The organism is Gordonibacter sp. RACS_AR68 (assembly GCF_030418485.1).
Classification (GTDB): Bacteria; Actinomycetota; Coriobacteriia; order Coriobacteriales; family Eggerthellaceae; genus Gordonibacter; species Gordonibacter urolithinfaciens.
Genome location: NZ_JAIPUP010000005.1, coordinates 36,912 through 63,389, shown reverse-complemented (window position 1 = coordinate 63,389; position 26,478 = coordinate 36,912). Strand labels below are relative to the sequence as shown.

Genomic DNA, 26,478 nt, shown 5'->3' with positions numbered 1-26,478 from the left:
ATGGATATCACGCGACGCTGCGATTACGCCTGCCGTATCCTCCGGGCCGCCTACAAGAGCGGCGACGCCTACGTATCCGTGTCCGACATCGCCGAGGACGAGGACATACCCTACGCGTTCGCGCGCAGTATCCAGCACGACCTGGTGAAGGGAGGCCTCATAAAGACCGTGCGCGGCGCGCACGGCGGTCTCATACTCAACTGCGATCCGGCCGAGGTGACGCTGCTGGAAGTGCTGGAGGCCATCCAGGGGCCGGTGAGCATCTCGCTGTGCGCCCTGGATCCCGACTACTGCCAGAAGCAGCCGGAATGCGCCTACAACAAGGTGTGGCAGGGCGCGGACAGGCTGCTCAACGGCTACTTCGCATCCATCACGCTCAAGGACCTGTTCGAACAGGGAGCCACCCATCCCGTGGTGGAGGGGGCCATGGGCGCGGGGGAGGCGCCCTCGCCGGACGTCGGCGCCGTCGTGCCCCGCGACGCGTCGGAGGCGCGGGCGAGCGCCTGCGCGTGCGCGCGCCGGACCTGCACGCAGGGCCCATGCCGCTGACGGACGGCCCGCGGCCCGCGTGGCCGCCCGCCGTGCCCGACCGCGAGGCGTTCACGGCGCTCGTGCGCGAGCGGGGGGCGGCTCTTTACCGCGACCTTCCGTGGCGCAACCTCGACGACCCCTACGCCGTGCTCGTGTCCGAGATCATGCTCCAGCAGACGCAGGTGGCGCGCGTGGGGCGGTTCTGGGAGCGCTTCATGGCGCTGTTCCCCACGATCGACGCGCTTGCGTCGGCCGACACGTCCGACGTTCTGGCCCAGTGGCAGGGGCTCGGCTACAACCGCCGTGCCCTTGCGCTGAAGAGGACGGCCGACCTCTGCGCCGCCGAGCGCGGCGGTCAGCTGCCCTGCACGGCCGAGGAGCTGGTGCAGCTGCCCGGTATCGGCCCGGCCACGGCGGCCGGCGTCGTGGCGTTCGCCTTCGACCGCCCCTCGCTCTACCTGGAGACGAACGTGCGCACGGTGTTCCTGCACGAGCTGTTCCCGAACCGCGAGGGCGTGAGGGATCGGGAGCTGGCTCCCCTCGTGGCGGACACGTGCCCCGAGGAGGGCGCCCGGGCATGGTATTACGCGCTTTTGGACTACGGTGCGCATCTGAAGACGCAGGTGGCGAACCCGTCGCGGCGCAGCGCCCACCATACGCGCCAGTCGGCCTTCGAGGGGTCGCGACGGCAGAAGCGCGCCGAGCTCGTGCGCATCGTGCTGGCTGCTCCGGGCATCGCCGTGCCGGAGCTGGCCGAGCGCCTGGACGCCTTCGAGCAGGCTGCCGGCCGCCCCTGCGTGGATGCGGACGTGTTCGACGGCATCGTCGCCGACCTGGTTTCCGAGGGCTTCTTCCGCCGGGAGGGCGACCTGCTCTTCGCTTAGGGGGCGGGGCGGCTATGGTCCGCGTCGACTGGGCGCCACGGGGCCGGTGTTTGCCATAGCCTCTGTTCTCGTCCACGTCTCGGCAAGCTCCTGAGCAGGTGATAGAGCATATTACGCCTGATCAGGGAAGCGGACGAAAACGGAGGCTGCGGCATGGCGTTTCCCGTCTTGGCGGCGGAAACCTGTGCTAGAATATCCGAATCCCGTGGGGGAGTAGTCGGCGCCGAAGGGTGCGGCTGCGTCAACATGCTGCTTCTTCTCGAAGCTGGCGCAACCTGAAACGACAAGACTCGCGGTGTGGCGCTCGACGCCGCACCGCTCGCTTCTGCAGCCGGTGCGCACGCGCCGGTGTTTTTTTGCCTGCAGCCCGGATCGGCGCTGCGGCGCGGCCAGGGGGATCGCGGAGAAGACGAGAGGAATACGACCATGGGATTCGCGGAGCTGTTCTTGATCGCGGTGGGGCTGTCGATGGACGCCTTCGCCGTATCGGTGTGCAAGGGCCTGTGCATGAAGCGCCTGGACATGCGCCAGGCGCTGGTCATCGCGCTGTTCTTCGGCGGTTTCCAGGGACTTATGCCGCTCCTCGGCTGGGCGCTGGGGACGCAGTTCGAACGTTACATCACGCCGGTGGACCACTGGATTGCCTTCGGCCTGCTGGCGCTCATCGGCGGCAAGATGCTGTGGGACGCCTTCCATGAGGACGACGATGAGCTGTCCTGCCCTGCCGACGGCAGGCTCGACTTGCGGGAGCTCGTCATGCTCGCCATCGCCACGAGCATCGACGCGCTCGCCGTGGGCATCACGTTCGCGTTCCTGCGCGTGGACATAGCCCTGTCCGTGGGGCTCATCGGCGCCACCACGTTCGTGCTGGCTCTCGTGGGCGTGGCCGTGGGCCATCGCTTCGGCGCGCGCTACGAGAAAGCCGCCGCCATCGCCGGAGGCGTCGTCCTCGTCCTCATCGGCACGAAGATCCTGCTGGAGCACCTGGGCATCCTGGCGCTCTAACGCCCTTAATCCACGGGGTAGCTGCCGAGCACCTTCACCTCGCGCAGCTTCAGCCTCAGGCAGTTCAAGGCGGTCTGCACGGCCAGGGCGTTCGCGCTCTCCTCGAACTCGATGAAGAACATGTAGTCGCCCAGCTGCTGCTTGGTGGGACGCGACTGGATCATGGACAGGTCGATGCCCGCGTAGGCGAACTCCGACAGTATCATGTTGAGCGTGCCGGCGCGGTTCACCTGCAGGAACAGCGCGAGCGAGGTCTTGTAGCGCTCGCCGCGGAACACGGCGGGGTGGCCCTGGCGGCCGATGAGGGCGAACAGCGTCTGGTTGCCGAAATGGTCCTCGATGTCGCGCTCGGCCACGCGCGCGCCGTGCAGCTCGGCCGCGAAGGCGTTCGCGATGCCGGCCACGTGCACGTCCTCGGCGGCCATGCGCGCGCTCTCGGCGGTGGACGACGTGGTGATCGTCGCGCGCCCCGGCAGCCGCTCGGCCAGGAAGCGCCGGCACTGCGCGAGCCCCTGGGCGTGCGAGGCCACGCAGGTCACGTCCTCCAACTTCGCGTCGGGGTGCAGCACCAGGCAGTGGTGGATGTCGAGCACGTGCTCGCCCAGGATGGAGGCCTGGCTCTTGAACGCGAAGTTGTCGAGCGTGGCCGTGACCGACCCCTCGAGCGAGTTCTCCTTCGCCACCACGCCGAACTCGCACTTGCCGCGGTCCACGGCGTCGAACACCTCGTCGAACGACGCGCATTCCAGAAGCGCGGGCTCGTCGATGCCGAGGCGCGCCGCGAAGGCGCGGGCGGCCTCGTGGGTGTAGGTGCCGGCGGGGCCGAGGTAGGCGAACACGGGTGCGGAGACGGGCATGGGGTTGTCCTTCGGTCGATGCGGATGTGCCGGTCGCTTTGCGCGCCATCTTATGATATCCTTCCGAGCGGTGTTGCCCGAGGAGTGGGTCGCTTATATGCAGGAATCCAACATTTCTCCTGTTTTTCGATGAGCGGCCTTGTATCGCACATGGTTCGAGGAGGCTGGCCCCGTTATGCGAGATTTTGCATAAAATCGCGCCTAACCTGCATAAATCATGTTACGAATAGGGGTATCTGTAACATTTTTGTACCATTTGCGGCCCAAACGTTGCGCTCGCGTAGACGCTAAGCCACAAGAAACACTTCTCGGGGAAAATGCTAGCAGTGAATGTCAGACGAGAAGCACCTGAGGAGGTGTGCACATGGAAACAGAGGCCACGGTTTCAGAGTTTCAGGAGATGCTCTCCGCTCGCGGTGTGACGCGGCGGAGCTTCATGAAGCTTTGCGGCGCCGTTGCCGCGGCTGCCGGGCTGTCTCAGCTCGCCGCGCCGCAGATAGCGCAGGCCCTCGAGAAATCCGTGATCGGCGCTACGAAGGGGAAGCTCTACCCGGTCATCTGGATCGAAGGCGCGTCGTGCACGGGATGTACCGAGTCGTTCGCCCAGGTCGAGACGCCGGATCCCGCGAGCGTCGTGCTGGAGCTGATCTCGCTCAACTATTCGGAGACGCTTTCCGCGGCTGCGGGCTGGTCGATGGAGGAAGCCAAGGAGCAGACGATCGAGGCCGGCAACTACATCCTCGTGTACGAGGGTGCCGTGCTGGAGGGTTGGGAAGGCCAGGCGCTGCGCGTGGCCGACAAGCCCGGCACGGAGCACCTGATCGAGGCTGCGGAGAAGGCCAACGCCGTGGTGGCGCTGGGTTCCTGCGCCGTCAACGGCGGGTGGATGGGCGCCCATCCGAACAGCTCGGGCGCGCTCGGCGTGCAGCAGTTCCTGGAGAAGGCGGGCATCGATGTGGATGTCATCAACATCCCCGGCTGCCCCGCGAACCCCGAGTGGCTCGTGTCCGTGCTCGTGGACGTGATCATGCTCGAGAAGCTGCCCCCGCTCACCAACGAGGGCAAGCCCGAGGGCATCTTCGGCCAGACGATCCACGACAACTGCGAGCGTCGCGGCCATTTCGAGAACGGCGAGTTCGTCTACCAGTTCGGCTCCGAGGAGGAGGCCAAGGGGTACTGCCTGTACCCGCTCGGCTGCCGCGGGCCGCAGACGAAGTCCAACTGCGGCGTGACGCTGTGGAACAACCGCCGCAGCTGGTGCGTGCAGGCGGGTTCCCCCTGCATCGGCTGCTGCGAGGCTGCGCCGAACGATCCCGGCCACAACTGGGTCGAGGTCAACACCCCGTTCTACAAGCGCCATCGCGACCTGCGCATAGGCGATTGGATGGTCCAGCCCGGCACGATCGCGCTCGGCATCACGGGCATCCTGGCCGCCGCGCTCGTCGTGCACGGCTTCGGCATGAAGATCACGGGCCGCATGGACGGCGGCGCCGACTTCGAGAAGGTCCGCGCCTGGGACAAGAACCACCCCGACAAGGCGATCGGGAAGTACGACCTCACGCGCGACGAGGCCAAGGCCGCGTGCGAGAAGAGCAGCCGCAACGCGAACGCGAAGGCTGTCGAATCCGATGAAGAAGAAGGGAGGTAAGCCTACATGACCCGTTCAGTTATCGACCCGATCACCCGCATCGAGGGCCATCTCCGCGTTGAGATGGAGGTCACCAACGGCAAGGTCTCCGACGCCTGGGTATCCGGCGGCTGCTTCCGCGGCATGGAGATGGTCGTGGAGAACCGCACGCCCGAAGACGCCGCGCAGATCGTGCAGCGCATTTGCGGCGTGTGCCCGGTGTCGCATGCCCACTCGTCTGCCATCGCGGCCGAGAAGGCCTACGGCATCAAGATCTCGAACAACGCGCGCATCATCCGCAACATCTTGGAAGGCGCCCAGTTCCTGCACAGCCACATCCTGTGGTTCTACAACCTGGCTGCGCTGGACTACGTGAACCCGCTCAACGCCCTCAAGGCCGACGCGGCCGACGCCTACGACCTCGCCCAGGCCGCCGGCACGTCCACGAACAGCGACTTCGTGGCCCTGAAGGAGCGCCTGTCGAACTTCGCCGACAACGGCCAGCTGTCCATCTTCTCGGGCAACTGGTTCGACGCCGAGGACGGCACCGGCTACAAGCTGCCGCCCGAGCTCGACCTCATCTGCACGGCCCACTATTTGGAGGCGCTGCAGATGCAGGCCAAGGCCTCCCAGGTCTCTGCCATCATCGGCGGCAAGATGCCGCACGTCATGACGCTGATCCCGGGCGGCACGGCGTTCGTTCCCACCGACCAGAAGCTCGACGACCTCAAGTACCTCGTCGACGAGATCTACAACTGGGTCGAGGCCACGATGATCCCCGACACGCTCGCCATCGCGCCGTACTACATCGACGCGCTCAACTGGGGCAAGGGCTGCGGCCGCTACGTGGCCTGGGGCGTGTTCGAGAACGAGAGCATGGAGCTCAAGGACCGCTACCTGCCCATGGGCGTCATCGACGACAAGCTCAACCTCTCCGACGTGAAGGAAGAGCTCATCACCGAGTACATGGGCCACTCCTGGTACAGGGGCGAGGAGACCTACACCTCCCCGTACTTCGTCACCGAGCCCGAGTTCACCTCCTACGACGTGAACGACCGCTACACGTGGGTCAAGTGCCCCGCTTACGACGGCAAGCCCTACGAGGCCGGCGGCCTGTCCCGCATCCTCGCGGCGTACAAGCGCAACGTGCCGTTCATCGTGGAGCAGGTAGACGGCCTGCTGGAGGCGCTGGGCGCCCCCGGCCAGATCGGCGTGGCGCAGTCCACGCTCGGCCGCACCGCCGTCCGCCAGATCGAGACGCTCTACATCGCCGGCCTCATGAAGGACTGGGTCGCCGAGCTCTGCGAGGCCGTGAAGAGCGGCGACAGCGAGTATTTCCGCGAGCCCGCCACCATCACCGGCTCAGGCACCGGCTTCTGGGAGGCGCCGCGCGGCGCGCTCTACCACTCCGAGGAGGTCAAGGACGGCAAGATCACGGGCTATCAGATCATCATCCCGACCACCTGGAACCTCGCGCCGAAGAACGCCAACGGCGAGAGCGGCCCGATGGAGCAGGCCCTCATCGGCAACCCGGTGGGCGACATCGAGAAGCCCATCAACGCGCTGCGCACGGTGCACAGCTTCGACCCCTGCACGGCGTGCGCGGTCCACATCACCGAGCCGGCGACGGGCAAGAGCTTCGAGACCGTCACGAGCCCTTGGGGGGTGAAGTAACATGGCGCACTTGGCACACTACCGCGAAGCGCATCCGATGCCCTTCGTCATCACGCACTGGATCAACCTCGTCTGCATGATCCTGCTGATCGTCACGGGCTTCAGCATTCACTTCCCGTTCTGGCCCGCGTTCATGGGCATCGCCCGCGGCGTGCACGTGTTCTGCGGTTTCATCCTGTTCATCAACTGCATCGTCCGCGTGATCATGGCCTTCTTCGTGAAGTCCTCGCCGGACGGCGGCACGCGCTACCAGGTCACGGACTACAAGACCTGGCTGCCCCAGGCCGACAACCGCCACCAGCTGGGCGCGTGGATCAAGTACTACCTGTTCCTGAAGAAGGACCACCCGCTGGGCGCCAAGCTGGGCGTTCCGCAGAAGATCAGCTACCTGGCCATCCCCATCCTCATCATCCTGATGTTCTACACGGGCCTGGCCCTGTGGGCTCCCACGATGAACATGGGCTTCTTCGCGGCCGGCACGGATCTGGTGGGCGGCCTCATGTCGATGCGCATCATCCACTACTTCATGATGTACGTCTTCATCTGCTTCATGTTCATCCATATCTACCTGGCGAACATCGAGGGCATCTCCCCGACGCTGCTCATGTTCTTCTGGAAGGAGCATGGCGGACTCGTGTACGATCCCGAGCACCACACGATCGTGGGCGACGACGACCTGCATCACGGCGAGAAGGCGTAAGCGCTCGGCATTCGCCCCGCGCATTGCGTCTCCATGAGGGAGGGGACCTGGGAAACCGGGTCTCCTCCCTTTTTCGCGGGCGGAGAGGCGTGCGCCGTCTGCCGGGCGTGCAATAACGTACAAGCGCCGCGGCGCATGCATCGACTATACTGTGCCTTTGCGAAAGGAGAGCAGGCATATGCGATGCGAAGGCGGGCGGACCGGGGGTCCGCAGGCGGCGGAGGAGCCGCGGGGCATGGACGCGCGCGAGGTGCGGGCGCTCGCACGCCCCGACGGGTCCTTCGTGGAGGTGTGCTCGCTGGCCGGGAACATCCGGGCGTTCCCGAACCACCTGCACGACCATTACGTGGTGGGAGCCCTGTACGCCAGCCGCCGCGCGCTCGCCATCAGCGCCCGCGAGCTTCACGTGCTGGAGCCCGGCGACGTGTTCCTGGTCAACCCCGGCGACCCCCATGCCTGCGACCCGCTCGACGACGAGCCGTTCGCGTACCGCTGCGCGAACGTGCCGGTGGCCGCGATGGCCGCGCTTGCCGGGCCGGACGGGGGACCGGCGGACGTGCCCGAGCGCGCCCGCGCCACGGGAGGCGCGCCGACTGCCGAGGTCGGGGCCGTTGCGGGCCCGTCCGGACGGGCCGCGGACGGTTCGGCACCCGCCGCGCCCGCGCCACGGTTCGCCGTTCCCGTGCTGCGGGATCCCGCGCTGTTCGAGCGGGCGGACGCGTTCTTCAAGCGGGGAGCGCACGAGGGAGCACCGGCGCTCGACGAGCTCGACGGTTTGCTGCGCGCCCTTCTCGACGCGGCCGACGCGGCGGCCGGCGGCGCGCGGGCGTATGCTGAGCCGGGAGGCCCCGTGGCCGCCGCACGGGCGTTCGTGGATAAGCGCTACGCCGAGCGCATCGCGCTCGAGGACCTGGCGGCCGTCGCGCGCACGAGCCGCTATGCGCTCGTGCGCGCCTTCAAGAGGGAGCTGGGCATCACGCCGGGCCGCTATATCGCGGCCGTGCGCGTCATGCACGCGAAGAGCCTGCTGGAGCAGGGCTGCACGCCCGTAGAGGCCGCCGGCCTCGCAGGCTTCGCAGACCAGGCCCATCTCGGGCGCGTGTTCCGCAACGTGACGGGGCTCACGCCGGCGCGCTACCGCGCCGCCTGCGCGGGGGATGCCTCATGAGCGCGCGCGAGGCGGCGAAGGTCGCGCGGGCGGCCGGAGGGTCGGCGGCGCGCGGGCACCTGTTCGCGCTCTTCACCGTGGCGGTGTGGGGCACGACGTTCGTGGCCACGAAAGTGCTGCTCGTGGACTTCGCGCCCATCGAGATACTGTTCTACCGCTTCCTCATAGGGTTCTTGGTGCTGTGGGCGTGCCGTCCTCGCCATGTGAGGCTGGGCGGCTGGCGCGAGGAGGCGCTCGTAGCGGCGGCCGGCCTCACGGGCGTGGTGCTGTACTTCCTGTTCGAGAACATCGCGCTCACCTACACCACGGCCAGCAACGTGGGCGTGATCGTGGCGGTGAACCCGTTCTTCACGGCGCTGCTGTCCTCGGCGCTGCTGCGCGACGAGAAGCTGCACCCGGTGTTCTTCGCCGGGTTCGCGCTTGCCATGGCGGGCATCGTGCTCATCAGCTGGGAGGGGCTGGGCACGGGCGGCGTGGTGGGCGACGCGCTTGCGGTGGCGGCCGCGGCCGTGTGGGCGTTCTACGCCGTGCTCACCCGCAAGCTTTCGCTGCTGTGCGACGACACCATCCAGATGACGAAGCGCACGTTCGCCTGGGGCCTCGTGCTCATGGTGCCGGCGCTGTTCCTGCTGGACTTCCAGTTCGGCATCGAGCGGTTCGCCGATCCGGTTGCGGCCGCGAACATGCTGTTCCTGGGCGTGGGCGCGTCGGCGGCGTGCTTCGCCACGTGGGGCATCGCCGTGAAGCTTCTGGGCGCCGTGAAGACGAGCGCCTACATCTACCTCGTGCCGGTGATCACGGTTGCGGCGTCGGTGCTGGTGCTGGGCGAGCCGCTCACGCCGCAGATCTGCGTCGGCGTTGTGCTGACCTGCGCCGGGCTCGTGCTGTCCGAGCGAGGCAAGGGCGCGCCGCCCGCGGAGGCCGCAGCGTGCGGGGACGGCTGCGCGGGCACGGCGGGCGCGGAGGCCGCGGGTGGCGCTGGAGTCCACGGCTGCGAGGAGGCTGCGCCCGACCGGCGCTAGAGGCCCTCGCGCTCGATGAAGCGCACGAACGCCCGCGCCTGCCGCTCCAGGTAGGGTGCCGAGGAGTCCAGCGCGAGCACGCCGTCTGCGGCCTGGGTGGCAATGTGGGGGATGGCCAGGCGCGGCTGGTTCATGATCCGCGCATCCAGGAAGCTGAGCACGCCCACGAACTGCTCCTGCGCATGCGCCGCCCCGCTCATGCCGATGCTGGCGCCGGCCAGCGCCACGGGCTTGCCGGCCAGCACCTGGCCCTCGGCCTCGCTCACAGGGCGCGAGAGCCAGTCGATCAGGTTCTTCAGCGGGCCGGGGATGGCGTGGTTGTACTCGGGGCTGAACAGCCACAGCCCGTCGGCGCGCTTGACCTCGTCGCGGACGCGCGCCACGGCGCCGGGCGCAGGGTGCTCGATATCCTGGTTCATGAGCGGGACGTCGTCCCAAGCGAGCAGCCGGAAGCCTGCTTCGGGGTGCAGCCTGCCCAGCGCAGCCCCCGCGGCCTCGGCGAGCTGGCGGTTGTAGCTTCCCTGCCGAAGCGATCCGGCGATGGCGAGTATGTCCATGAGGTGCCTCTCGATCCATTAATGTTATCATCTTGGTGTCATATGATAGCACGTTTGACATGTCGCGGCTTGGATTGGCGTTGAACCGTCACGGAAAACCGCTTGGCCCCCTGCGCCTTCTGCAGGCGACGGCTTCGCTATAATAGGCGGCGATCACGAGAGCGAAGGAGATATCGGTGGCTGAATTGACGGACCAGCAGATCGCACGGGAAGAGAAGTTCCTGGAGGGTATACCGCGCCTCAACGTGGGTGCGCTGTTCCTTCCGCCCATCTGGGGGCCGGCTCATGGCATGTGGGCGGCGCTCCTGTTCTATCCCATCTGGCTGTTCGCGGACAACACGTTCTACGCGGCATGGACGGAGCGCACGCCGCTTGCGCTCATCGTGGCGGCAGCCGTTTTCGTGACGCTCACGGCGGGCACGGTGGCCTTCTCCCTCATCGGGCAGCCCTTCGCCGCGCATCGCGCCGCCTCGCGCGGCGTGGAGAAGGATGCGTACTTGCGCCGTCAGCGCGTATGGGCTGCGGTGAGCGTGGTCGCGGGTTGCGTCATGATCGCCGGGGCCACTTACTACAACCTGGCCATCCGCCCGACGTTGGGGGCGTGATGGGCATGGGGGAGGAGCATGCCGCGGGCGGCGCGGTCGCGACGGGCGCGCCGGAGGACGGCCTGTTGTCCGACGAGCGTGCGGCTGCGAGCGCATCGGAAGGAAGCGCCCAGGTTCGCGGCGGCGCCGCGGGCGCGCCGGAGGGCGGCGCTGTGCGGCGCATCGGGGTGTTCTGCGTGGGGAACAAGCTCATGCTGGACGACGGGCTGGGCACCGCCGTGTACGAGGAGCTGGTAGAGCGCTACGAGGCGCCCGGCAACGTGGAGTTCTTCGACGTGGGTTGCCTGAGCATGGATATGCTGCCGTACGTGCGCGACTTCGACGTGCTCCTCACCGTGGACGCGGTAGACGGCACGGACGCCGAGCCGGGCACCGTGTTCCGCTTCGAGCCCGACGCCATGGCGCGCCACTCGGGTGCCACGGCATCGCTGCACGACTTGAAGCTCGTCGACCTGTTCGACGCCGCCACGCTGCTGGGCTACGAGGCCGAGGGCCTGTGCCTGGGCATGCAGGTGGAGAACCCTTCGCCGGCCGTGGTGACGGTGGGCCTCACGCCGAAGGTGGCCGCCGCGCTGCCCCTCCTGGTGGAGACGGTGGCGGGCGAGCTTGCGCGACTGGGCTCGCCGCTTGTCCCGCGCGCGGGTGCAGCCGGATAAGGACGGCTTCGTAACGGCACGGTTTCAACGCAGCCAACGTTCCGTGAAGCGCCTTTACAGGGAGCCGACGCCGCTGGTAGCATGCTGACCTCGTGAGGACGGCCCTTTATGGAGGCAACCCCGTAATGCCCCGCGCGGCCCTTCGGCCGCCCTTGGTGCGGCGCCGATGCGTCGCGGCCTCCTCCTCCCGTTCCAGAGAGCCAGCAAGAGGAGTGCCGAGCACCGTGCCGAACCCCAGCGAAGAGACCGACTACCTGCGTGCCATGCCCGTGCCGTTCGCCGTCGTCAAGACCATCCCCGACGAGGAGGGGCGCACCGTCGACCTGGTGTTCGCCTATGTAAACGATGCCGCCATCGCCTTGGCAGGCTGCGCGCGCGAGGTGCTCGTGGGCTCGTCGGTGTTCGATGCCTGCCCCGATGTTGCGCGCTGCATGCTGGGAGTGCTGGACGACACGGCGCGCACGGGCGCCGCGCAGTACTTCACCTGCCGCAGCGTTTCCGGCGACCGTTACTTCTCCGTGCGTTCCTACCGCCCCCGCGAGGGCTTCTGCGCCTGCGTGCTCCAGGACGTTACCGAGCAGGCTCTGCTGGACCGCCGATTGCGCGAGGAGCGTCGTCTCCTGGAGCGCCAGGCCATGCGCGATCCGCTGACCGGCCTGTACCATGTGCGGCAGGGCAGGCGCCTCGTGGAGGGCGCCCTTGCCGAACCGCGCTGGGAGGGTGCGTGCAGCGCGCTGTTCATGTTCGATGTGGACGACTTCAAGAAGGTGAACGACGAGCACGGGCACCACCGCGGCGACGACGTGCTGCGCGGGTTCGCCCAGCTGCTGGAGCAGTCGTTCCGGCGTACCGACATCGTGTTCCGCGCGGGCGGCGACGAGTTCTCCGCGTTCGTGGCCGACATCCCGTGCGCCTGCGTGGCCGAGCGGATATGCTCCGACGTCATCGCGGGCGTCGAGCGGCTCTCGGCCGAGGGCGTGCCGGTGAGCGTGAGCATCGGCGCTGCCGTGGGGAGGCCCGGCTGGTCGTACGAGTCGTACTACCGCGTGGCCGACCAGGCGCTGTACCGCATCAAGCGCACGGGGAAGAGCGCGTACCGCGTGGCCGTAATGGACGGCCCCGCCGCCCCCGCGTCGGCCCTGTCCGGGGCGCCCGAGCGCCGCAGCCTGCGGCGCTCCGCGCGGAAAGGGGCGCCGCGTACCCAGCCTGCGGCCTGACCTGCGCGGGGCCGGTCAGGCCTCTTGCTTTCCGGGGCCGCCCGCGCCCAGGAAGCGCTCCTCGAACTGCCCGGCGGTCAGCGGGCGCGAAACGAGGAATCCCTGCACGCTGTCTGCACCGATGGCGCGCACGGTGTCCAGCTCGGTTCGCTCCTCAACCCCCTCCACCGTCACCTCGATGTCCACGCTATGGCAGAGATCGATGACGGCGTCGATGAACGCGCGGTTGAACGACTCGGCATGGATGTTCTTGATGAACAGCCGATCGATCTTAACGATGTCGGCCGGCGACTGCGACAGCAGGCCGAGCGAGGAGTACCCCGTGCCGAAGTCGTCCATGGCCAGGCGTATGCCGATGGCGCGCAGCCGGTCGAACGTCGCGCGCAGCGCCTCCAGGTCGGTGACGAAGTAGCTCTCCGTCATCTCCAGCACGATACGGCTCGGCTTGGTGCCGGCCTCGACCAGGGCATGCTCCACGAACGGCACGAAGTCGGCCTCGAGCAGCTGCAGGTAGGAGATGTTCACGTTCATGATGAAGTCGGGCTGGACGAGGTCCCATGCCGCGCACTGCCGGACGGCCTGCTGGAACACCCAGCGGCCCACGGCGCCGATGAGGCCGTAGGACTCCAGCACGGGGATGAACTCGGCCGGGCTCACGCTGCCGAACTCGTCTGCGCTCCAGCGCAGCAGCGCCTCGGCGCCGACGATGCGCAGCGTGTCGGCGTCCACGAGCGGCTGGTAGTGCAAGGGGAAGCCCCGCATGCCGTCCATGACGGACGCCTGCAGGCGGTCGCTGAGCTCCAGGCGGCGCAGCTTCTCCCTCGACATGTCCGACGAGAAGAACGACACGGTGTTCTTGCCGCGGTGCTTGCTCTCCTCCAGCGCGCTCTCGGCATGCTTGATGAGGTCGAGCCCCGTGGAGCCGTCCTCGCCGACCATGGCGATGCCGCCGGACACCGTGCAGAAGTACGGCACGCCCTCGATGGCCTGCTGGCGGTTGGCGAAGGCGTGCACGGTGCGGTACAGGTCCTCCATGGCGCCGCGGTCGGCATCGTCGAGCACGACCGCGAACTCGTCGCCGTCGAAGCGGAACGCCGAGGCGTTCTCGGGCAGCAGGCGCTGGAGCGTCTGCGCGAACTGGCGCAGCACGCCGTTGCCGAACGAGTGGTCGTTGAGCGAGTTGATGCGCGAGAAGTCGTCGAGCCCCAAAAGCAGGACGCCGCCCGAGGGGCGCTCGTGGGCGAGCAGGCGGTCGAGCACCTGCAGGCACTTGCCGTGCATGAACAGGCCCGTGGTGGCGTCCACCTTGCCCTTGCGCTCCAAGCTGGTGACGGCGCCCGAGAACAGCACGGGCGCGCCGTCGTCGTCGTGCATGAGCAGCCCGCGGCATACGATCCAGATGTACTCGCCCTTGCGGTTGCGCACCTGGTACTCCAGGTCGTGCTCGTCGGTCTTGCCGCAGAGCATGTCGTCGATGGATTCGTCGAAGCTCTGGCAGTCGCGCTCAAGTATGAGCTCGCGCCATCGGGGAATGAGCCCCTCGAACACGCGTCCGGGCAGGTCGAAGTCGTGCAGCATGTTCTCGGACACGAGCGCCATGTCCGTTTTCATGTCGATGATGTAAAGGTAGTCGTCCGTGCTGTACGCTATGGCATCGTAGAACAGGCGCGGATCGAGGTCGAAGGAGTTCAGCGCTTCATTCGCGTCCATGCAGGGCTACCTCGCGTCTTGTTGACGGGCATTCAAATTAACGTTGATCGTATTGTAAGGTCAATCGGCCTTCTCGGCGAGCAGAAAACGCAAGGAGAGGGGTTTTCGGCAGGCTGCGGCCGGCCCGGGCGCCGGTGCGCGGGGTCCGGCGGGCTCGGCCGTGGCGGTTGCGTGACGAAACGCCTGCGGTTGCGCCACAACGGCTGCGCGCGGCTCTGGAGCGCGGGCGGCGCGGTTATGGTGTTCCGAAAAGCCGTGGCCCGCGTTCGCGCGCGGCCGAGAAGGAGCCTTCCGCCATGCGAATCAACACGATCAGCGCCTACGAGACCACTGCCGAGAAGTTCTTCGGCGCCTTGGAGTCATGGGACGTCGACCTGCTGCTGGACACGCGCTTGAAGAACACGAACCAGCTGGCAGGCTTCACCAAGAAGAACGACCTGGCGTACTTCGTGCCGAAGCTCCTGCACGCCGACTACGTGCACGACAAGCTGTTCGCCCCGGCGCCCACCATGCTCGAGCGCTACCTGCACGGCAACATCGGCTGGGACGCCTACGCCGACGCCTATCGCGAGGACATCCGCGAGCGCGAGGCCGTGCCGCAGTTCTACGACCGTTACGGCGAGTACAAAAGCGTCTGCCTCCTGGGCACCGCCACCCACAAGCGCCGCAGCCACGTCGAGGTGCTCCAGCAGATGCTCGAGGCCGCGACGAAGGGCTAGCGCCCTCGCTTCGCCGGCATCGGGCGCCCGCTTTCACGCCGCCTGCGCCTGGTCTTGCGCCGAGCCAGCCTTGCCATCCGCCGAGCGGTGATTCCGTCAGCGCGTGCGATCCACGCACTTCGGGCCCGCTTCCTGCGAGACCGTCTCAAGCCCTGCTCTTCCCGTTTCCCTATGCCGATGCTCCATGGGAAGCATCGGTACGGTTGTTGGGTCTCCTTGCAAAACTAGCAATTACTAGTATAATAGCTAGCGCACACTAGTTTTAGGAGGATACGTGAGGAGCAGGGACACGAAAGGGCGAATCGTCGAGGCGGCGTTCGGGTTGTTCGCGGAGCAGGGGTACCATGCCGTTTCCGTGCGCGACATCGCGGCGGCGGTGGGTGTCAAGGACGCGTCGCTCTACAACCATTTCCCGGGCAAGCAGGCCATCTTCGACGCGGTGCTGGCCGCGCAGCTCGAGCGCACGCGCGCGGTGTTCGCGGAGCAGGGCGTCATGACCGCGCCGGTCGAGGACCCCGCCGGGTACGCCGGTGCGTTCGAGGAGACGGAGCGGCGGGTGCTGGCGGGGTTCCGGCACTTCTTCGCGGACGGGGACATGGTCCGGCTGCGCCGGCTGCTGGCCGCAAGCCGGTACGCCGACGCCCACGCTGCGGAGGCGTTCCGCTTCGTGTTCGTGGAGCAGCCCCTGGCCATCCAGCGCGCGGTGTTCGAGCACCTGATGGCCATCGGGCAGTTCGCACTCGACGACGCCCAGGCCCTCGCGCGCGAGTTCTACGGGCCGGTGTTCCTGCTGCTGCTCTCGGACGTTCCCTGGGAGGACGCGGAGCCGCTCATACGCGACCACCTGGGACGGTTCTTCTCTGCACATGCGATCGGGGCACCTGCGGGCGCTGCGGCGGAAGGAGGCGCGCGATGAGCGCCATCGTGGTGTACGCGTCGCAGACAGGGTTCACGCGCCGGTACGCGGAATGGATCGCAGAGGAGCTGGGCTGCGAGGCCGTGCCGGTGGAGCGGGCTGACGCGATAGATGCAGGCGCGTGCGACGTGGTCGTGTTCGGCGGCTGGTTCCATGCGGGCGGCCTGGTGGGGAAGAAGTGGCTCGCGCGCACCCGGGCAGCGCACCCGGGCACCCCCTTCGTCGCGTTCGCCGTGGGCGCGACGCCGCCGGAGTGGACCGACATGGTGGACGAGGCGATGGCGCGGGAGTTTCCCTCGCCGGAGCTCGACGGCGTGGAGCGGTTCTACCTGCGCGGCGGGTTCGCCTACGAGAGGCTGAGCCTGCCGAACAAGCTGGCCATTAAGATGTTCTTCAAGATGCAGGAGAAGCAGGCGGCCACCGACCCACGCGCCGCCGAGATGCTCTCGGGGATGCGCGGCGGCTTCGACGGCACCGACCGCGCCGCCATCGCGCCGGTGGTCGCCCGGGTGCGCGAGCTGGCGGCCGCGGCCGGCCAGCCGCCGGCCTGACGGGTGCTCGGCCGGCCCGTCGCCGACCGCTTGCCGAGCCGGATGCGCCTAGCGGCGAGGGTGCGCGGCGGGATGCCGCATGAGGCCGTGCTCGGTGCACCAGGTGTAGAGCGTGCCGCCGGGCAGGTGCGGCAGGCGCGCCTCGCCGCCCTGCTCGGGGTACAGCTTCTCCACGGCCAGGCTGTCGTAGCCCACGACGGCGGCGAAGCCCAGGCTGTGGGCCTTCTCCATGGGATGGTCGAACGTGAGGTACCAGTCGCCCTCTGCGTCCTCCACCCGCACGGCGTGCACGTCGTCGGCGGCTTGCACGGGCAGCGGCCCGAGCTTCCTGCCGCAGCAGGAGACGTCGGCGTCCCGTGTTCTCGCAGGAAGGGCAAACGCGGAATGCCGTGCGCCTCATAGTGCCTCCTTGGAGCTCGTCGGGGGAGAGGCTGCCTGCCAAAAGCGCCTCGACGGTGGCGCCCAGCTCTTCGGCGAGCGCGGGCAAAAGCGACACGTCGGGGCAGCCGCCCCCGCGCTCCCACTTCGACACGGCCTTGTCGCCCACGCCCACGAGCTGCGTCAGCTGGAGCTGCGTGAGCCCGCGCTCCTCCCGCAGGCTGCGGATGAGCTCGCCGGTGCGTCTGATGTCCATGGTTCTCCTCCTGGTTCGGTTTCGCGTGCCGTCCCACGATACCCGTGCGCGGCGGCGCGCGCAATGAACGCTCCGTAGAGTGCGGTCGGCGAAGGCGTGGTCCGTCTGCCGGGCTAGAACGAGGGCCTCGGGCAGCTCGACGGTGCGGCTCCTTTGCGCAGGCTCACGGCCCCGCGCAAAGGAGCCGCGAGTATGGCAGGCCCCGTTCCCGGAGATGCGTCAGCGGCGGCGCGCCTCGGCCTTCTTCACGCGATCGACGAGGAAGTCGCGCACGCCGTCGCGCTCGATGCCCAGCGACACGGACAGCTCGTCGCACAGCAGGTTCTCGGCCAGGTCGAAGTACTTCTTGTCCGTGGCGGTGATCTGGCGGCCGGCGCCGGAACGGCGCACGGTGCGCTCGTGCACGGACTTCATGATGGGCACGAGGTCCTGCGGCGAGAACGTCTTGAGGCGCTTGTCGTACTCCTCCTTCAGGCGCCGCTCCAGCAGCGTGGGCGTGTTCGCACCCGGCTTCAGGACGTCCTCGTCGATGGTCTGCGCGTCGGCGATGGAATCGATGAGCGCGAGCGCCTCCTTGCGCGACATGGCGGGGCGCAGCGCGGGCGGCTCGGCCTCGGGGACGGCTACGAAGAGCTTGAGGGAGTTCTCGAACAGCGCGTGCAGCTCGAAGTAGTCCCGGCTCTCGAAGTACGCCTCGCGCACGGCGGCCACCTTGCAGACGTGATGGCGGTAGACGACGATGTCTCCGGGGGAAACCATGGCGACCTCCTGGTCTGATTGGGTGGGGAAACGGTTGCGCGATTCCATCGCGTCAGAAGGACGGCGCAGATCAGCATGGCTATTGTACCAATTTTGGCGCCGATGGCGCCCGCGTGCGATCGGCGAACGGTCGCGGCGACGAAGAGTTTTCCTGCCAGGCGCGCGGAGAAGGGCCCTACTCCCCCTTGCCCTCCACCGCGCCGGCGGGGCAGGCGTGGTAGCAGTTGCCGCACTCGTCGCAGCGCTCGCCCAGGATGGCATAGGGCTCGCCGGGCACGATGGCCTTGAACGAGCAGCCCGCGAGGCAGGTGCCGCAGGCGATGCAGTCGTCCGTGATCCGCAGGCCCGGCTCCTCGTACGCGTCGCCGCCGAACGCGAAGCGCTCGCGGTGGAGCTTATGGTCGCGGTTGACCATGGCGTAGTCGTAGTCGTACAGCTCGCCGTGGAAGCGGTGCAGCACGAACACGCGCGTCTCGGGGTACTTGGCGATGTCGTACACGGCCACGTTGAAGTTGCGGTCGTGCGGGGCTTTGGCCTCGACTTCGGCCATCGATAGTTCGCGCACCTCGCCGGCCACGCGCATCTGGTAGCCGGGCTTGAACAGGGGCAGGTTGTTCTCGTCGAACACGACCTTGGCCTCCGTGCGCTCTCCGTTCACGGCCAGCCGCCCGCTCTGTTTAAGCTGGCGGTAGAACGGCTTCACGTCCATGGTGCGCAGGTAGAGCCCCTCGTCGTCGTAGGCGAAGAAGTGGGCGATGCGCGCCTCCACGCCGCCGTGCCCGTCGGGCGTGGCGAAGCTGCAGCAGCCGATCTCGTCGAAACGGTCGAAAACTTCCTTCATGGTGAGCATGGGCCGGGTCCTTTCTCGCAGGTCAGTTCGTGGGCAGGGCGCGCCAGCGGCGGGCGATGGCCTCGGCGTGGGCGCGCATGAGGTCCATCCCCAAAAGCTCGGTGCAGTCCTCGGAGACGTTCGACACGGAGTTCGCGTCGATGATGCAGGGGCCGCGGCCGCACTCGATGACGTCGAAGCTGCCCAGCTCGATGGACAGCACGGCGGCGGCCCGCTCCGCGGCGTCGGTGATTTCGCGGGGAACGTCGGGGTAGGCGGCGTAGGTGGAGCCGAAGCGGTAGGCCGACAGGCCGTTGTCCGCCACGGAGCGCTTCACCACGAGCGCGCACGCGCCGTCCACCACCTCGATGCGCGTGAGGAAGCCGCGCGCCGGCTCCACGTACTCCTCGGCGATGAACGCGATGGCGGGGGCCCCGGCCAAGAACGACCGGGCCTCGTCGGCGCTGCGCGCGATGGCGGTGCAGGTGGTGCGGCCGCCGCAGTTCGGCTTGAGCACGCAGGGGTAGGAGAGTGATGCGGGGTCGACGTCCTTTGGAATCGCGCAGGCGTAGACGGCGGGCGTGACGAGGCCGGCCGCGGCCAGCGTCTCGGTCGCAAGGCGCTTGTCGACCTCGAAGAAGTGGGCGCGCGCCGGGTTCACCAGCGGGATGCCGCGCTCCTCGGCCGTGCGCGCGAGGAGCGCCATGCGCTTAAGCGAGGCCGTGTGCCCGCGGAACCGGGCGCTCGCGAACACGCGGCTGACCAGCATCTCACAGGCGAGCGCCGCCTGCATGCTCGCCGCGTCCTCCATGTCCAGCAGAAGCGCGGGCGCCCCGCACGCCTCCAGCTCGGCCGCCAGCTTATGGTCGGACCACTCGTCCGACTCGTACAGCACGCCTATCATCGGATGCTCCATTCCAACAGCTTGCCCAAGAACCGCTGCAGCTCCGGCGTGGCCGGATGGTCGAACAGGCGGGCGCTCTCGCCGTATTCCAGCAGGCGCCCGCCGTGCAGGAACGCCACCTTGTCGCAGGCGCGGCGGGCGAAGCCCATCTCGTGCGTGACCACGATGAAACGGGTGCCGGTCTCCTTGAGGTCGCGGATGAGGTCGAGCACGTCGTTGGTGTACTCGGGGTCGAGCGCGCTCGTTGGCTCGTCGAGCAGCAGCATCTTGGGAGACGCCGCCACGGCGCGCGCGATGGCAACGCGCTGCTGCTGGCCGCCCGAGAGCTGGGCGGGGCGCTTGGCCTCCTCGGCCGCCAGCCCGAAGCGCGCGAGCAGGTCGGCGGCGCGCTCACGGGCCTGGTCCTCGGGCACGCCATGAACCACGGAAAGCGGCAGCGCCACGTTCTCCAGAGCGCTCAAGTGGTGGAACAGCCCGCTCGCCTGGAACACGAAGCCTAGCTGGGAGCGGTAGGACGGAAGCGCGCGCTCGTCGTAGTCCACGCGTTCGCCGTCCACCTCCACTGTGCCGTCCGTGGGCGCGATGAGCCCGCCCACGATGCGCAGCAGCGTGGACTTCCCGCCGCCCGACGGCCCGATGACGGCGAGCGTGGTCACGTCGTCATCGAAGTCGATGCCGCGCAGCACGGGCACGCCGTCGAACCCCTTCTCCAGGTGCTCCAGCCTAATGCGCATAGCCGAACCTCTTCTCGAAGCGCTTGCTCACGAACATGATGGGCAGCGTGAGGCACAGGTACAGCCCGCCCAGCAGCAGGAAGCCGCCGAAGAAGTTGTAGTTGGTGGCCGTGATCTCGCGGATGGTCTGCGTGAGCTCGATGACCGCGATGACCGACAGGAGCGACGAGTCCTTCACGATGGTGGCGAACTGCCCGGTGAGCGCCGGCAGCGTGCGCGCCACCAGCTGAGGCAGCACCACGTGGCGCACGGTCTGCGCGCGCGTGAAGCCCACGGCGCGGGCGGCCTCCAGCTGGCTCTCGTCGATGGACAGCAGGCTGCCGCGCACGATCTCGGCGATGTAGGCGCCGGCGAACACGGACAGGATGACGACGCCCGCCACCACCTTGTTGTCGATGCCCCACGCCGTGCCGATGATGTAGTAGAACAGGTAGATCTGCACGAGCAGCGGCGTGCCGCGCACGAGCTTCACGTACAGGTCGCACAGGTAGCGCACGGGTAGCACGCGCGCGCTCTGACCCAGGGCCACGGGCACCCCGATGGCCATGCTGGCCACGAGGCTGGCCGCCGAGAGCTCCACCGTGAGCAGGAAGCCGCTGCCGATGCGGTCGCGGTACTGCCCCACGAAGTCGAAGTTCAGCGTGATGCCGGTCATGCCGAGCGAGACCCAGAATACGGCAATCACGGCGACGCAGACCAAAAGGTAGTTCGCCGCGGCCTTGAGCGGCGGCGTTTCCTGGCGGGGCGCCGCCGTGAACGGGCGGGCGAGCGGTGAGGGTGCTTTCAACGGGCGCCTTTCTCGCGGCGGTCGGACGGCGCGGCTACTCGAAGTCGAAGAACCACTTGAAGCCCAGCTCGTCGAAGGCGGCCTTCTCGCTGGCCAGGTACTTCTCGGTCAGGCGGTCGAACTCGCCCGAGGCCTTCGACTGGGCGATGAACTCGTTCAGCTGGCCCAGCAGCTCGTCGTTGCCCTTGGCCACGGCGATGCCCCACGACTCGGGGTCCTGGAACGGGATGAACACGGCCTCGGTGGTGTCGGGGTTCTTCTGGTTGTTGCGGTGGATGGTCAGCTGGTCGTACAGGAAGCCGTCGGCCTTGCCCTGCACGACCTCGGTCACGCAGGCGCTCTCGTCGGCCAGGCGCACGACCTCGGCTTCGGTAAGGTTCTTCGTGGCGAACACGTCGCCGGTGGAGCCGGTCTTCACGGCCACCTTCCTGCCGGCCTGGTTCAAGTCGTCGATGCTGCCGATGCCCGACTGGGCGTTGGCCAGGATGGCCAGCTGCGCCATGGCGTAGGGGTCGGAGAAGTCCACCGACTCCTTGCGGGCGTCCGTGATGGTGATGGACGACATGAGGCAGTCGGCCTTGCCGGTCTGCACCATGGGGATGAGGCCGTCGAACGCGGTGTTCTCGATGACCACGTCGTAGCCGTACGCCGCGCCGAAGTCCTTCATGAAGTCCACGGACACGCCGCTGGGGTTGCCGGCGTCGTCCTTCGTCTCGAACGGGGGATAGGCCAGCTCCATGGCCACGGTCAGCGTCTTGTCGGCGCCGTCGCCTGCGGGCGCGGCGTCGTTCGAGCCTTCGGTGCCGCCGTTCGACGAGCAGGCGGTCAGGGCGAGGAGCGCCGCCGCGGCGAGCGCGAGGGCGGCGAGGGCCGCGCGCAGGCGGCGCGGGCGGGTGGGGGCGGTGGTGTTCATGCGTGTTCTCCCTCCAGAGCGGTTTCGAAGTTCTCCTGCATCGTGCGGAGCGTGCGGTCGAGCGCCTCAAGCTCGCCGTCGCCCAGGCCGCGGCACTGCACGTCGGCGAGCGCGTTCGAGATGGACTCGAAGACGGGCTGCAGCTGCCGCCCGCGCTCGGTGAGCGCCACGAGCGTCACGCGTTTGTCCTCGGGCAGCTTCGCCGTGGACACGTAGCCGCATCCCGCCAGCTTCTTCACCAGCGCGGTGACGGTGGACGGGTCGCGGCCGATGCGCTGCGCAAGCTCGCACATGGGCAGCTCGCCGTGTGCGAACAGCTGCACGAAGATGTCGCCGTGCGAGGGCGCGATGCCCGCAAGGCCGTGCTGCTCGAGCTCCTCGGTGATGAAGCGGTTCGCCAGGGCGAGCGTCCGGGCCAGCTGGTTGACGGTTCCGCGCAAGCCGGCCTCCTTTCGATGCGTCGGATGCTCCGAGATTATACTTTGATGTCAAAGTAATGTCAAAAAAACTCTTCCGTCAGGCGGCGGCTCTCGGCTAAAATCCTAGTAAATTTGTAGCAATTATGGTGTGCGGTGGATTTTCCCGTGGCGGTTGACTTGGAGCGGGCTCCGGGGTATATGCTGCTGTCGTAACAGGAGATGGCGGCGGTGCGTCCAGCCGCCCGCTTGCGGCCGAGGCTGCCTGCGGGGCTGGGACCGCCGCGGAAAAGGAGCATGGCATGACCCCCCGAATCACCGAGGCCGCACGGGCGTACCGCGAGAAGCTGTATCCCGGAAGCGCGGCCACCCTGTACGAGACCGATCCCGAGTTCGTGGAGCTGTTCGCCAACTTCGCGTTCGACGAGGTGGTGAACGCCGAGGGCGCCGGCGGCGGCAACCTTGATGACCGCACGCGCTTTTTGGCCATACTGTCCGCGCTCGTGGGCAGCCAGGGCGTCGAGGCGTTCAAGGCACTCGCGCCCGCCGCGCTTGCGGTGGGCTTGGAGCCCGTGGCGCTGAAGGAGCTGGTGTACCAATCGATGGCCTACGTGGGCTTCGGCCGCATGCTGCCGTTCTTGCTGGCGGCGAACGAGGTGCTGGGCGAGCGCGGCGAGTGTCTGCCGCTCGAGCCCCAGGGCACGACGACGCGCGAGGACCGGCGCGAGGCCGGCAACCGCGCGCAGGTGGAGATCTTCGGCGAGGGCATGCGGGAGTCGTGGACGCGCGGCCCCGAGGACCGGCGCCATGTGAGCGAATGGCTGGCCGCGAACTGCTTCGGCGACTGGTACACGCGCGGCGGCCTGACCCTGGCCGAGCGCGAGCTGGTCACGCTGTGCCTGCTGGCCGCGCAGGGCGGCTGCGAGCCGCAGCTGACGGGCCACGCCCTGGGCAACCTGAGGCTGGGCAACGACAAGGAGCTTTTGGTGGGCGCCGTGTCGCAGTGCATCCCCTACGTGGGCTACCCGCGCGCCCTGAACGCGCTCGCCTGCATCGACGAGGCCGCCGAGCGCCTCGCGGCCGAGGGGGAGGCGGGAGCGTAGAACTTGCTTGCGCGGGCTGTCGCAGCGTGTGGAAGCCCGTCCCCGGGCGGGCGGTTCCACCCGGGGACGGGCTGCCGGGCAGGGGCCACTACGCGAACAGCGCAGCGGCCTTCTCCATGCGCTCGGCGATAGGCACGCCGAAGGGGCAGCGGGGCTCGCACGACTGGCAGGCGATGCAGTCGGCGCCCGCTGCGTCGAGGGCCTCGTAGTGGGCGCGCACGCTGGCGGGGACCTCGTCTTGCATCGTGGCCAGGTCGTAGAACTTGTTCACCAGGGCGATGTCGATGCCCGAGGGACAGGGCGTGCAGTGGCCGCAGTACGTGCACTGGCCGAAGTAGGCGTGTTTGGGAGCGCCGGCGAGCACGCTCGCATAATCGCGCTCCTCGTTGGTAGCCTGCTCGTAGGCGCAGGCGTCGGCCACGTGCGACGGCGTTGCGAAGCCAGCCAGGATGCTGGCCACGGCGGGACGCGTGAGCGCGTAGTGAACGCACTGCGTGGGCGTCATCGCCACGCCGAACGGCGACGCCTCGGCGCTGAACAGCCGGCCGCCGGCATAGCCCTTCATGACGGTGAGGCCCACGCCCTCGCGCTCGCAGAGCGCGTAGAGCTCGGCGCGTGCCGGGTCCATGCCGCCCAGCTCGTCGGCGTAGTCGAACGTGAAGGCGTCGTCGAGGCTCGCGTGCGCGGGCAGTAGGTCGAAGGCGGGGTTCACGCTGAACATGACCACCTCGATCTCACCGGAGAGCGCCGCGCGGCGCGCCACCTCGGGCGCGTGGGTGGACAGGCCGATATGGCCGATCGTGCCGGCCTCCTTGAGCGCGCGCACGTAGCCGATGAACTCACCTGCCATGATGGCCTCGTACTTGTCCACGTCGTCCACGTAGTGGATCATGCCCAGCTCCACGTGGTCGGTGCCCAGGCGCGCGAGCAGGTCCTCGAACGCGGGACGCACGAAGGTCAGGTCGCGTGTGCGCGTGTACTGGCCGTTCTGCCAGGTGGATCCGATGTGGCCCTGGATGATCCAACGGTCGCGGTTGCCCGCGATGGCGGCTCCCAGGTTGCTGCGGACCTCGGGTTCAGCCATCCAGCAGTCGAGTATGTTGATGCCGGACGCGGCACACGCGTCTGCGACCGCCTTCACCTCGGCGGCCGACTTCTTCTCCATCCATTCGGCGCCGAAGCCTATTTCGCTTACCTCGAGGCCGGTGCGGCCCAGTTCCCGATAGCGCATGGTTCCCCCTCGTTCGTTGTGTCTATGCGTTAATAATACCGTCGAACGCGCTTGCATGCGAACGCGTTTAGCGTGATGTCATTTAACACCCTGGATCGCGCTCCAAGTCAAGGAGGGTCGCCGCCTTTTCTTCTCGTGCGTTTCTGAACGCTTTCCCCGAAAGTGTTCAGAAACGCTTCCATCAGGCCCTTTGTCTCTCGACGAATGCGAGACGGGGTCGTACCATGCCCTCGGGGGAGTTTCTCGCAAGGAGGTTCAACATGGTTTTCTCGGTGGTTCTGCACCAGATGGGGGTGTTCTTCCTCATCGTGATCGTGGGAATGGCGGCGTCGCGGCTCGGCGTGGTGAAGCGCGATTATCTGAAGGAACTTGCGTCGCTCGTGTCGAAGGTGTTCCTCCCGGCGCTCATCTTCTACATGACCTACCACGGTACGACGCGCCAGCAGGTGCTCGACAACGTGCCTATGATCGCGCTTGCGGCAGGGTTCTACGTAGTGGTGAGCGCGATCATGAAGGCGCTCGCCCTGCTCTTGAAGCCGAAGGGCGACCGGCAGAAGGTATTTAGGTTCGCCTTCATCTTCGGCAACACGGGATTCGTGGGCATACCGTTGCTCGCGGCGCTGTATCCGGAAAGCGGTCTTTTGTATATGGCGCTGTTTTCCATCGTGGACCAGTTGCTGTTCTGGACATATGGCGTGTATCTGGCCACGGCCTCAGACCGGCGGGCGCGCTTCGGGCTTCGGCAGCTGGCGAGCCCCAACATCGTGGCCATAGTGCTGGCGTTGGTTTTCGTGCTCGCTGGCGTGCAGCTGCCGGGCCTCGTGATGGACGTGCTGGATACCGTGTCGGGCGCGACGACGGCTCTCTGCATGGTGTATTTGGGATGCCTGTTCTACTATTCGAACTGGGGTGTGGCGCTCAAGGCGCGCGAGGTGTATGCAGGCATCGCGGTGAAAATGGTGCTGCTCCCCGTGGTGCTCGGCAGGCTGCTGTTCCTGACGGGACTGCCGGAGGACATGGTGGTGTCGATGATCGTGATCATGGCGCTGCCCACCATGACGGTAGTGCCCATGGTGGCGGCTGCGCACGGGAACGAGGGCGAGTACGCAGCGGGAGTGACCGTGGTCACGCTCGCGTCCTGCATCGTCACCTTGCCGTTCGTGGTTCTCTTGGCGACGGGCTAGGCGGGCGGCATGCGGCGGTTTGCAGGTGCCTCGAGACCGGCGACGATGAACGCGTCAAGCGTTTCTCGCGTGGCGTCCCAGGCGCCGGGCGCGCGGCGCGATGCGCGGGCGACCGCGTAGCAACCGCTGATCTGGAACACGAGGATAGCAGTTGCCTGTTCGGGCGTTAGGCGGCCGCGCGCGGTCTCTCGTCCGACGAACGTATGTTGGTAGCGTTCGATGATCTTGTCGACCACTCGCGTGACCAGAAGGTCGTCGTCGAATATGGGTGCGTACTTGCCGGCGTTGCGCACACGCTCGCACAGCGGACAGTCGCCGCAGGATGCTTCGGTGTCCCCGCGGCGCACCCCCACCATGTCATGCGGGTTCTCGAAGCAGTCTTCCAAGATGGCATCGAGGGTGTCTGAGAGGTTGCGGTAATGCAGGTAGAACGTGCTGCGGCTCGTGCCAGCGGTGCGGCAGACCTCGGCCACGGTGGCATCGTGGAACCGCTTGCGTGCCATGACTTCGAGCAATGCGTCCTTGAGTGCCTGCTCGGTGGCGAAAGACCTTTTGTCTGCGCGGGACATGCGCGCCCCCTCCCCT

The 26,478-nt window shown here is 67.7% G+C and carries 29 protein-coding genes and 1 pseudogene; 16 read left to right on the top strand and 14 right to left on the bottom strand.

The genetic code is table 11. The features are described from left to right. The 3 genes from K9U15_RS11280 (at position 1) to K9U15_RS11270 (ending at position 2,420) form a co-directional block, all read left to right on the top strand. Entirely contained in the window at positions 1-549 is a 549-nt protein-coding gene (locus K9U15_RS11280; protein WP_096228310.1) for an Rrf2 family transcriptional regulator, read from the top strand. Continuing rightward, entirely contained in the window at positions 540-1,415 is an 876-nt protein-coding gene (locus tag K9U15_RS11275) for an adenine glycosylase (protein WP_087190651.1), read from the top strand. Before K9U15_RS11280 ends, K9U15_RS11275 begins: the two co-directional genes overlap by 10 nt. Positions 1,416-1,841: 426 nt before the next feature. Next, complete coding sequence (locus K9U15_RS11270; protein ID WP_096228311.1) at positions 1,842-2,420, top strand: manganese efflux pump MntP family protein; 579 nt, start codon at positions 1,842-1,844, stop codon at positions 2,418-2,420. Between the two features lie 5 nt (positions 2,421-2,425). On the opposite strand, the gene pheA is transcribed toward K9U15_RS11270, so the two are convergent. Then, positions 2,426-3,277: a prephenate dehydratase gene (pheA, locus tag K9U15_RS11265; protein ID WP_087190550.1), complete on the bottom strand. Its 852-nt coding sequence runs from the start codon at positions 3,275-3,277 to the stop codon at positions 2,426-2,428. A 364-nt stretch (positions 3,278-3,641) separates the two neighbouring features. On the opposite strand from pheA, the gene K9U15_RS11260 reads away from it, so the two are divergent. The 5 genes from K9U15_RS11260 to K9U15_RS11240 all read left to right on the top strand — a co-directional run bounded on the left by K9U15_RS11260 (position 3,642) and on the right by K9U15_RS11240 (position 9,468). Beyond that, a complete protein-coding gene (locus K9U15_RS11260; RefSeq protein ID WP_087190551.1) occupies positions 3,642-4,925 on the top strand; it encodes a hydrogenase small subunit in 1,284 nt (427 codons plus the stop codon). Between the two features lie 6 nt (positions 4,926-4,931). Further along, positions 4,932-6,578, top strand: coding sequence for a nickel-dependent hydrogenase large subunit (locus K9U15_RS11255; protein ID WP_087190552.1), 1,647 nt, complete (start codon positions 4,932-4,934; stop codon positions 6,576-6,578). 1 nt (position 6,579) lies between these two features. Continuing rightward, positions 6,580-7,278, top strand: coding sequence for a cytochrome b/b6 domain-containing protein (locus K9U15_RS11250; RefSeq protein WP_096228312.1), 699 nt, complete (start codon positions 6,580-6,582; stop codon positions 7,276-7,278). A gap of 235 nt (positions 7,279-7,513) precedes the next feature. Next, positions 7,514-8,446 carry an AraC family transcriptional regulator gene (locus K9U15_RS11245; protein WP_161959468.1) on the top strand — a complete coding sequence of 311 codons (933 nt, stop codon included), beginning with the start codon at positions 7,514-7,516 and terminating at the stop codon, positions 8,444-8,446. Then, positions 8,443-9,468 (top strand): DMT family transporter, encoded by a 1,026-nt coding sequence (locus K9U15_RS11240; RefSeq protein WP_301156126.1) that lies wholly within the window; start codon positions 8,443-8,445, stop codon positions 9,466-9,468. Before K9U15_RS11245 ends, K9U15_RS11240 begins: the two co-directional genes overlap by 4 nt. On the opposite strand, the gene K9U15_RS11235 is transcribed toward K9U15_RS11240, so the two are convergent. Continuing rightward, entirely contained in the window at positions 9,465-10,025 is a 561-nt protein-coding gene (locus K9U15_RS11235) for an NADPH-dependent FMN reductase (protein WP_096228314.1), read from the bottom strand. The two genes, K9U15_RS11240 and K9U15_RS11235, sit on opposite strands and share 4 nt — an antisense overlap. Before the next feature lie 176 nt (positions 10,026-10,201). Between K9U15_RS11235 and K9U15_RS11230 the strand changes: the two genes are divergently transcribed. From K9U15_RS11230 to K9U15_RS11220, 3 genes are all read left to right on the top strand, one after another. Further along, a complete protein-coding gene (locus K9U15_RS11230) occupies positions 10,202-10,630 on the top strand; it encodes a viscotoxin-A3 (RefSeq protein ID WP_087190557.1) in 429 nt (142 codons plus the stop codon). A gap of 5 nt (positions 10,631-10,635) precedes the next feature. After that, positions 10,636-11,286, top strand: coding sequence for a hydrogenase maturation protease (locus tag K9U15_RS11225; protein WP_301156125.1), 651 nt, complete (start codon positions 10,636-10,638; stop codon positions 11,284-11,286). 224 nt (positions 11,287-11,510) lie between these two features. After that, complete coding sequence (locus tag K9U15_RS11220) at positions 11,511-12,503, top strand: GGDEF domain-containing protein (RefSeq protein ID WP_161959750.1); 993 nt, start codon at positions 11,511-11,513, stop codon at positions 12,501-12,503. A gap of 15 nt (positions 12,504-12,518) precedes the next feature. Here K9U15_RS11220 and K9U15_RS11215 read toward each other — a convergent pair whose 3' ends face one another. Then, positions 12,519-14,213 carry a GGDEF and EAL domain-containing protein gene (locus tag K9U15_RS11215; RefSeq protein ID WP_301156124.1) on the bottom strand — a complete coding sequence of 565 codons (1,695 nt, stop codon included), beginning with the start codon at positions 14,211-14,213 and terminating at the stop codon, positions 12,519-12,521. Between the two features lie 296 nt (positions 14,214-14,509). Here K9U15_RS11215 and K9U15_RS11210 point away from each other — a divergent pair, with 296 nt between their 5' ends. The 3 genes from K9U15_RS11210 to K9U15_RS11200 all read left to right on the top strand — a co-directional run bounded on the left by K9U15_RS11210 (position 14,510) and on the right by K9U15_RS11200 (position 16,399). After that, positions 14,510-14,932: a DUF488 domain-containing protein gene (locus K9U15_RS11210; RefSeq protein ID WP_015539900.1), complete on the top strand. Its 423-nt coding sequence runs from the start codon at positions 14,510-14,512 to the stop codon at positions 14,930-14,932. Between the two features lie 274 nt (positions 14,933-15,206). Further along, a complete protein-coding gene (locus tag K9U15_RS11205) occupies positions 15,207-15,848 on the top strand; it encodes a TetR/AcrR family transcriptional regulator (RefSeq protein WP_096228317.1) in 642 nt (213 codons plus the stop codon). Further along, entirely contained in the window at positions 15,845-16,399 is a 555-nt protein-coding gene (locus K9U15_RS11200; RefSeq protein WP_096228318.1) for a flavodoxin domain-containing protein, read from the top strand. Before K9U15_RS11205 ends, K9U15_RS11200 begins: the two co-directional genes overlap by 4 nt. 48 nt (positions 16,400-16,447) lie before the next feature. On the opposite strand, the gene K9U15_RS11195 is transcribed toward K9U15_RS11200, so the two are convergent. The 9 genes and pseudogenes from K9U15_RS11195 to K9U15_RS11155 all read right to left on the bottom strand — a co-directional run bounded on the left by K9U15_RS11195 (position 16,448) and on the right by K9U15_RS11155 (position 22,399). Continuing rightward, positions 16,448-16,708, bottom strand: a complete 261-nt coding sequence (locus K9U15_RS11195) for a hypothetical protein (protein WP_301156123.1) — start codon at positions 16,706-16,708, stop codon at positions 16,448-16,450. Positions 16,709-16,892: 184 nt separating this feature from the next. Beyond that, positions 16,893-17,033, bottom strand: a pseudogene (locus tag K9U15_RS11190) (helix-turn-helix transcriptional regulator); the annotation flags it as partial. A 219-nt stretch (positions 17,034-17,252) separates the two neighbouring features. Beyond that, the gene (locus K9U15_RS11185) at positions 17,253-17,792 is read right to left on the bottom strand and encodes a CarD family transcriptional regulator (RefSeq protein ID WP_096228320.1); all 540 of its coding nucleotides are present in this window, start codon (positions 17,790-17,792) and stop codon (positions 17,253-17,255) included. A 175-nt stretch (positions 17,793-17,967) separates the two neighbouring features. Further along, positions 17,968-18,642, bottom strand: a complete 675-nt coding sequence (locus K9U15_RS11180; protein WP_096228321.1) for a 4Fe-4S dicluster domain-containing protein — start codon at positions 18,640-18,642, stop codon at positions 17,968-17,970. A 22-nt stretch (positions 18,643-18,664) separates the two neighbouring features. After that, on the bottom strand, positions 18,665-19,537 hold the full coding sequence (locus K9U15_RS11175; protein WP_096228322.1) for a RimK family alpha-L-glutamate ligase: 873 nt from the start codon (positions 19,535-19,537) through the stop codon (positions 18,665-18,667). After that, entirely contained in the window at positions 19,522-20,259 is a 738-nt protein-coding gene (locus K9U15_RS11170; protein WP_096228323.1) for an amino acid ABC transporter ATP-binding protein, read from the bottom strand. Before K9U15_RS11170 ends, K9U15_RS11175 begins: the two co-directional genes overlap by 16 nt. Beyond that, positions 20,249-21,046, bottom strand: a complete 798-nt coding sequence (locus K9U15_RS11165; protein WP_197702191.1) for an amino acid ABC transporter permease — start codon at positions 21,044-21,046, stop codon at positions 20,249-20,251. The genes K9U15_RS11170 and K9U15_RS11165 overlap by 11 nt, the downstream gene beginning before the upstream one ends. Before the next feature lie 34 nt (positions 21,047-21,080). Continuing rightward, positions 21,081-21,959, bottom strand: a complete 879-nt coding sequence (locus K9U15_RS11160; protein ID WP_301156122.1) for a transporter substrate-binding domain-containing protein — start codon at positions 21,957-21,959, stop codon at positions 21,081-21,083. Continuing rightward, positions 21,956-22,399, bottom strand: a complete 444-nt coding sequence (locus K9U15_RS11155) for a MarR family winged helix-turn-helix transcriptional regulator (protein ID WP_301155087.1) — start codon at positions 22,397-22,399, stop codon at positions 21,956-21,958. Before K9U15_RS11155 ends, K9U15_RS11160 begins: the two co-directional genes overlap by 4 nt. A gap of 278 nt (positions 22,400-22,677) precedes the next feature. On the opposite strand from K9U15_RS11155, the gene K9U15_RS11150 reads away from it, so the two are divergent. After that, a complete protein-coding gene (locus K9U15_RS11150; RefSeq protein ID WP_154270781.1) occupies positions 22,678-23,478 on the top strand; it encodes a carboxymuconolactone decarboxylase family protein in 801 nt (266 codons plus the stop codon). 88 nt (positions 23,479-23,566) lie between these two features. Here K9U15_RS11150 and K9U15_RS11145 read toward each other — a convergent pair whose 3' ends face one another. After that, entirely contained in the window at positions 23,567-24,709 is a 1,143-nt protein-coding gene (locus K9U15_RS11145; protein ID WP_301156121.1) for an aldo/keto reductase, read from the bottom strand. Positions 24,710-24,969: 260 nt separating this feature from the next. Between K9U15_RS11145 and K9U15_RS11140 the strand changes: the two genes are divergently transcribed. Further along, positions 24,970-25,893, top strand: a complete 924-nt coding sequence (locus tag K9U15_RS11140) for an AEC family transporter (protein WP_173011823.1) — start codon at positions 24,970-24,972, stop codon at positions 25,891-25,893. Here the strand turns inward: K9U15_RS11140 and K9U15_RS11135 are convergent. Next, on the bottom strand, positions 25,890-26,462 hold the full coding sequence (locus K9U15_RS11135) for a TetR/AcrR family transcriptional regulator (protein WP_173011824.1): 573 nt from the start codon (positions 26,460-26,462) through the stop codon (positions 25,890-25,892). The two genes, K9U15_RS11140 and K9U15_RS11135, sit on opposite strands and share 4 nt — an antisense overlap. Between the last annotated feature and the right edge of the window lie 16 nt (positions 26,463-26,478).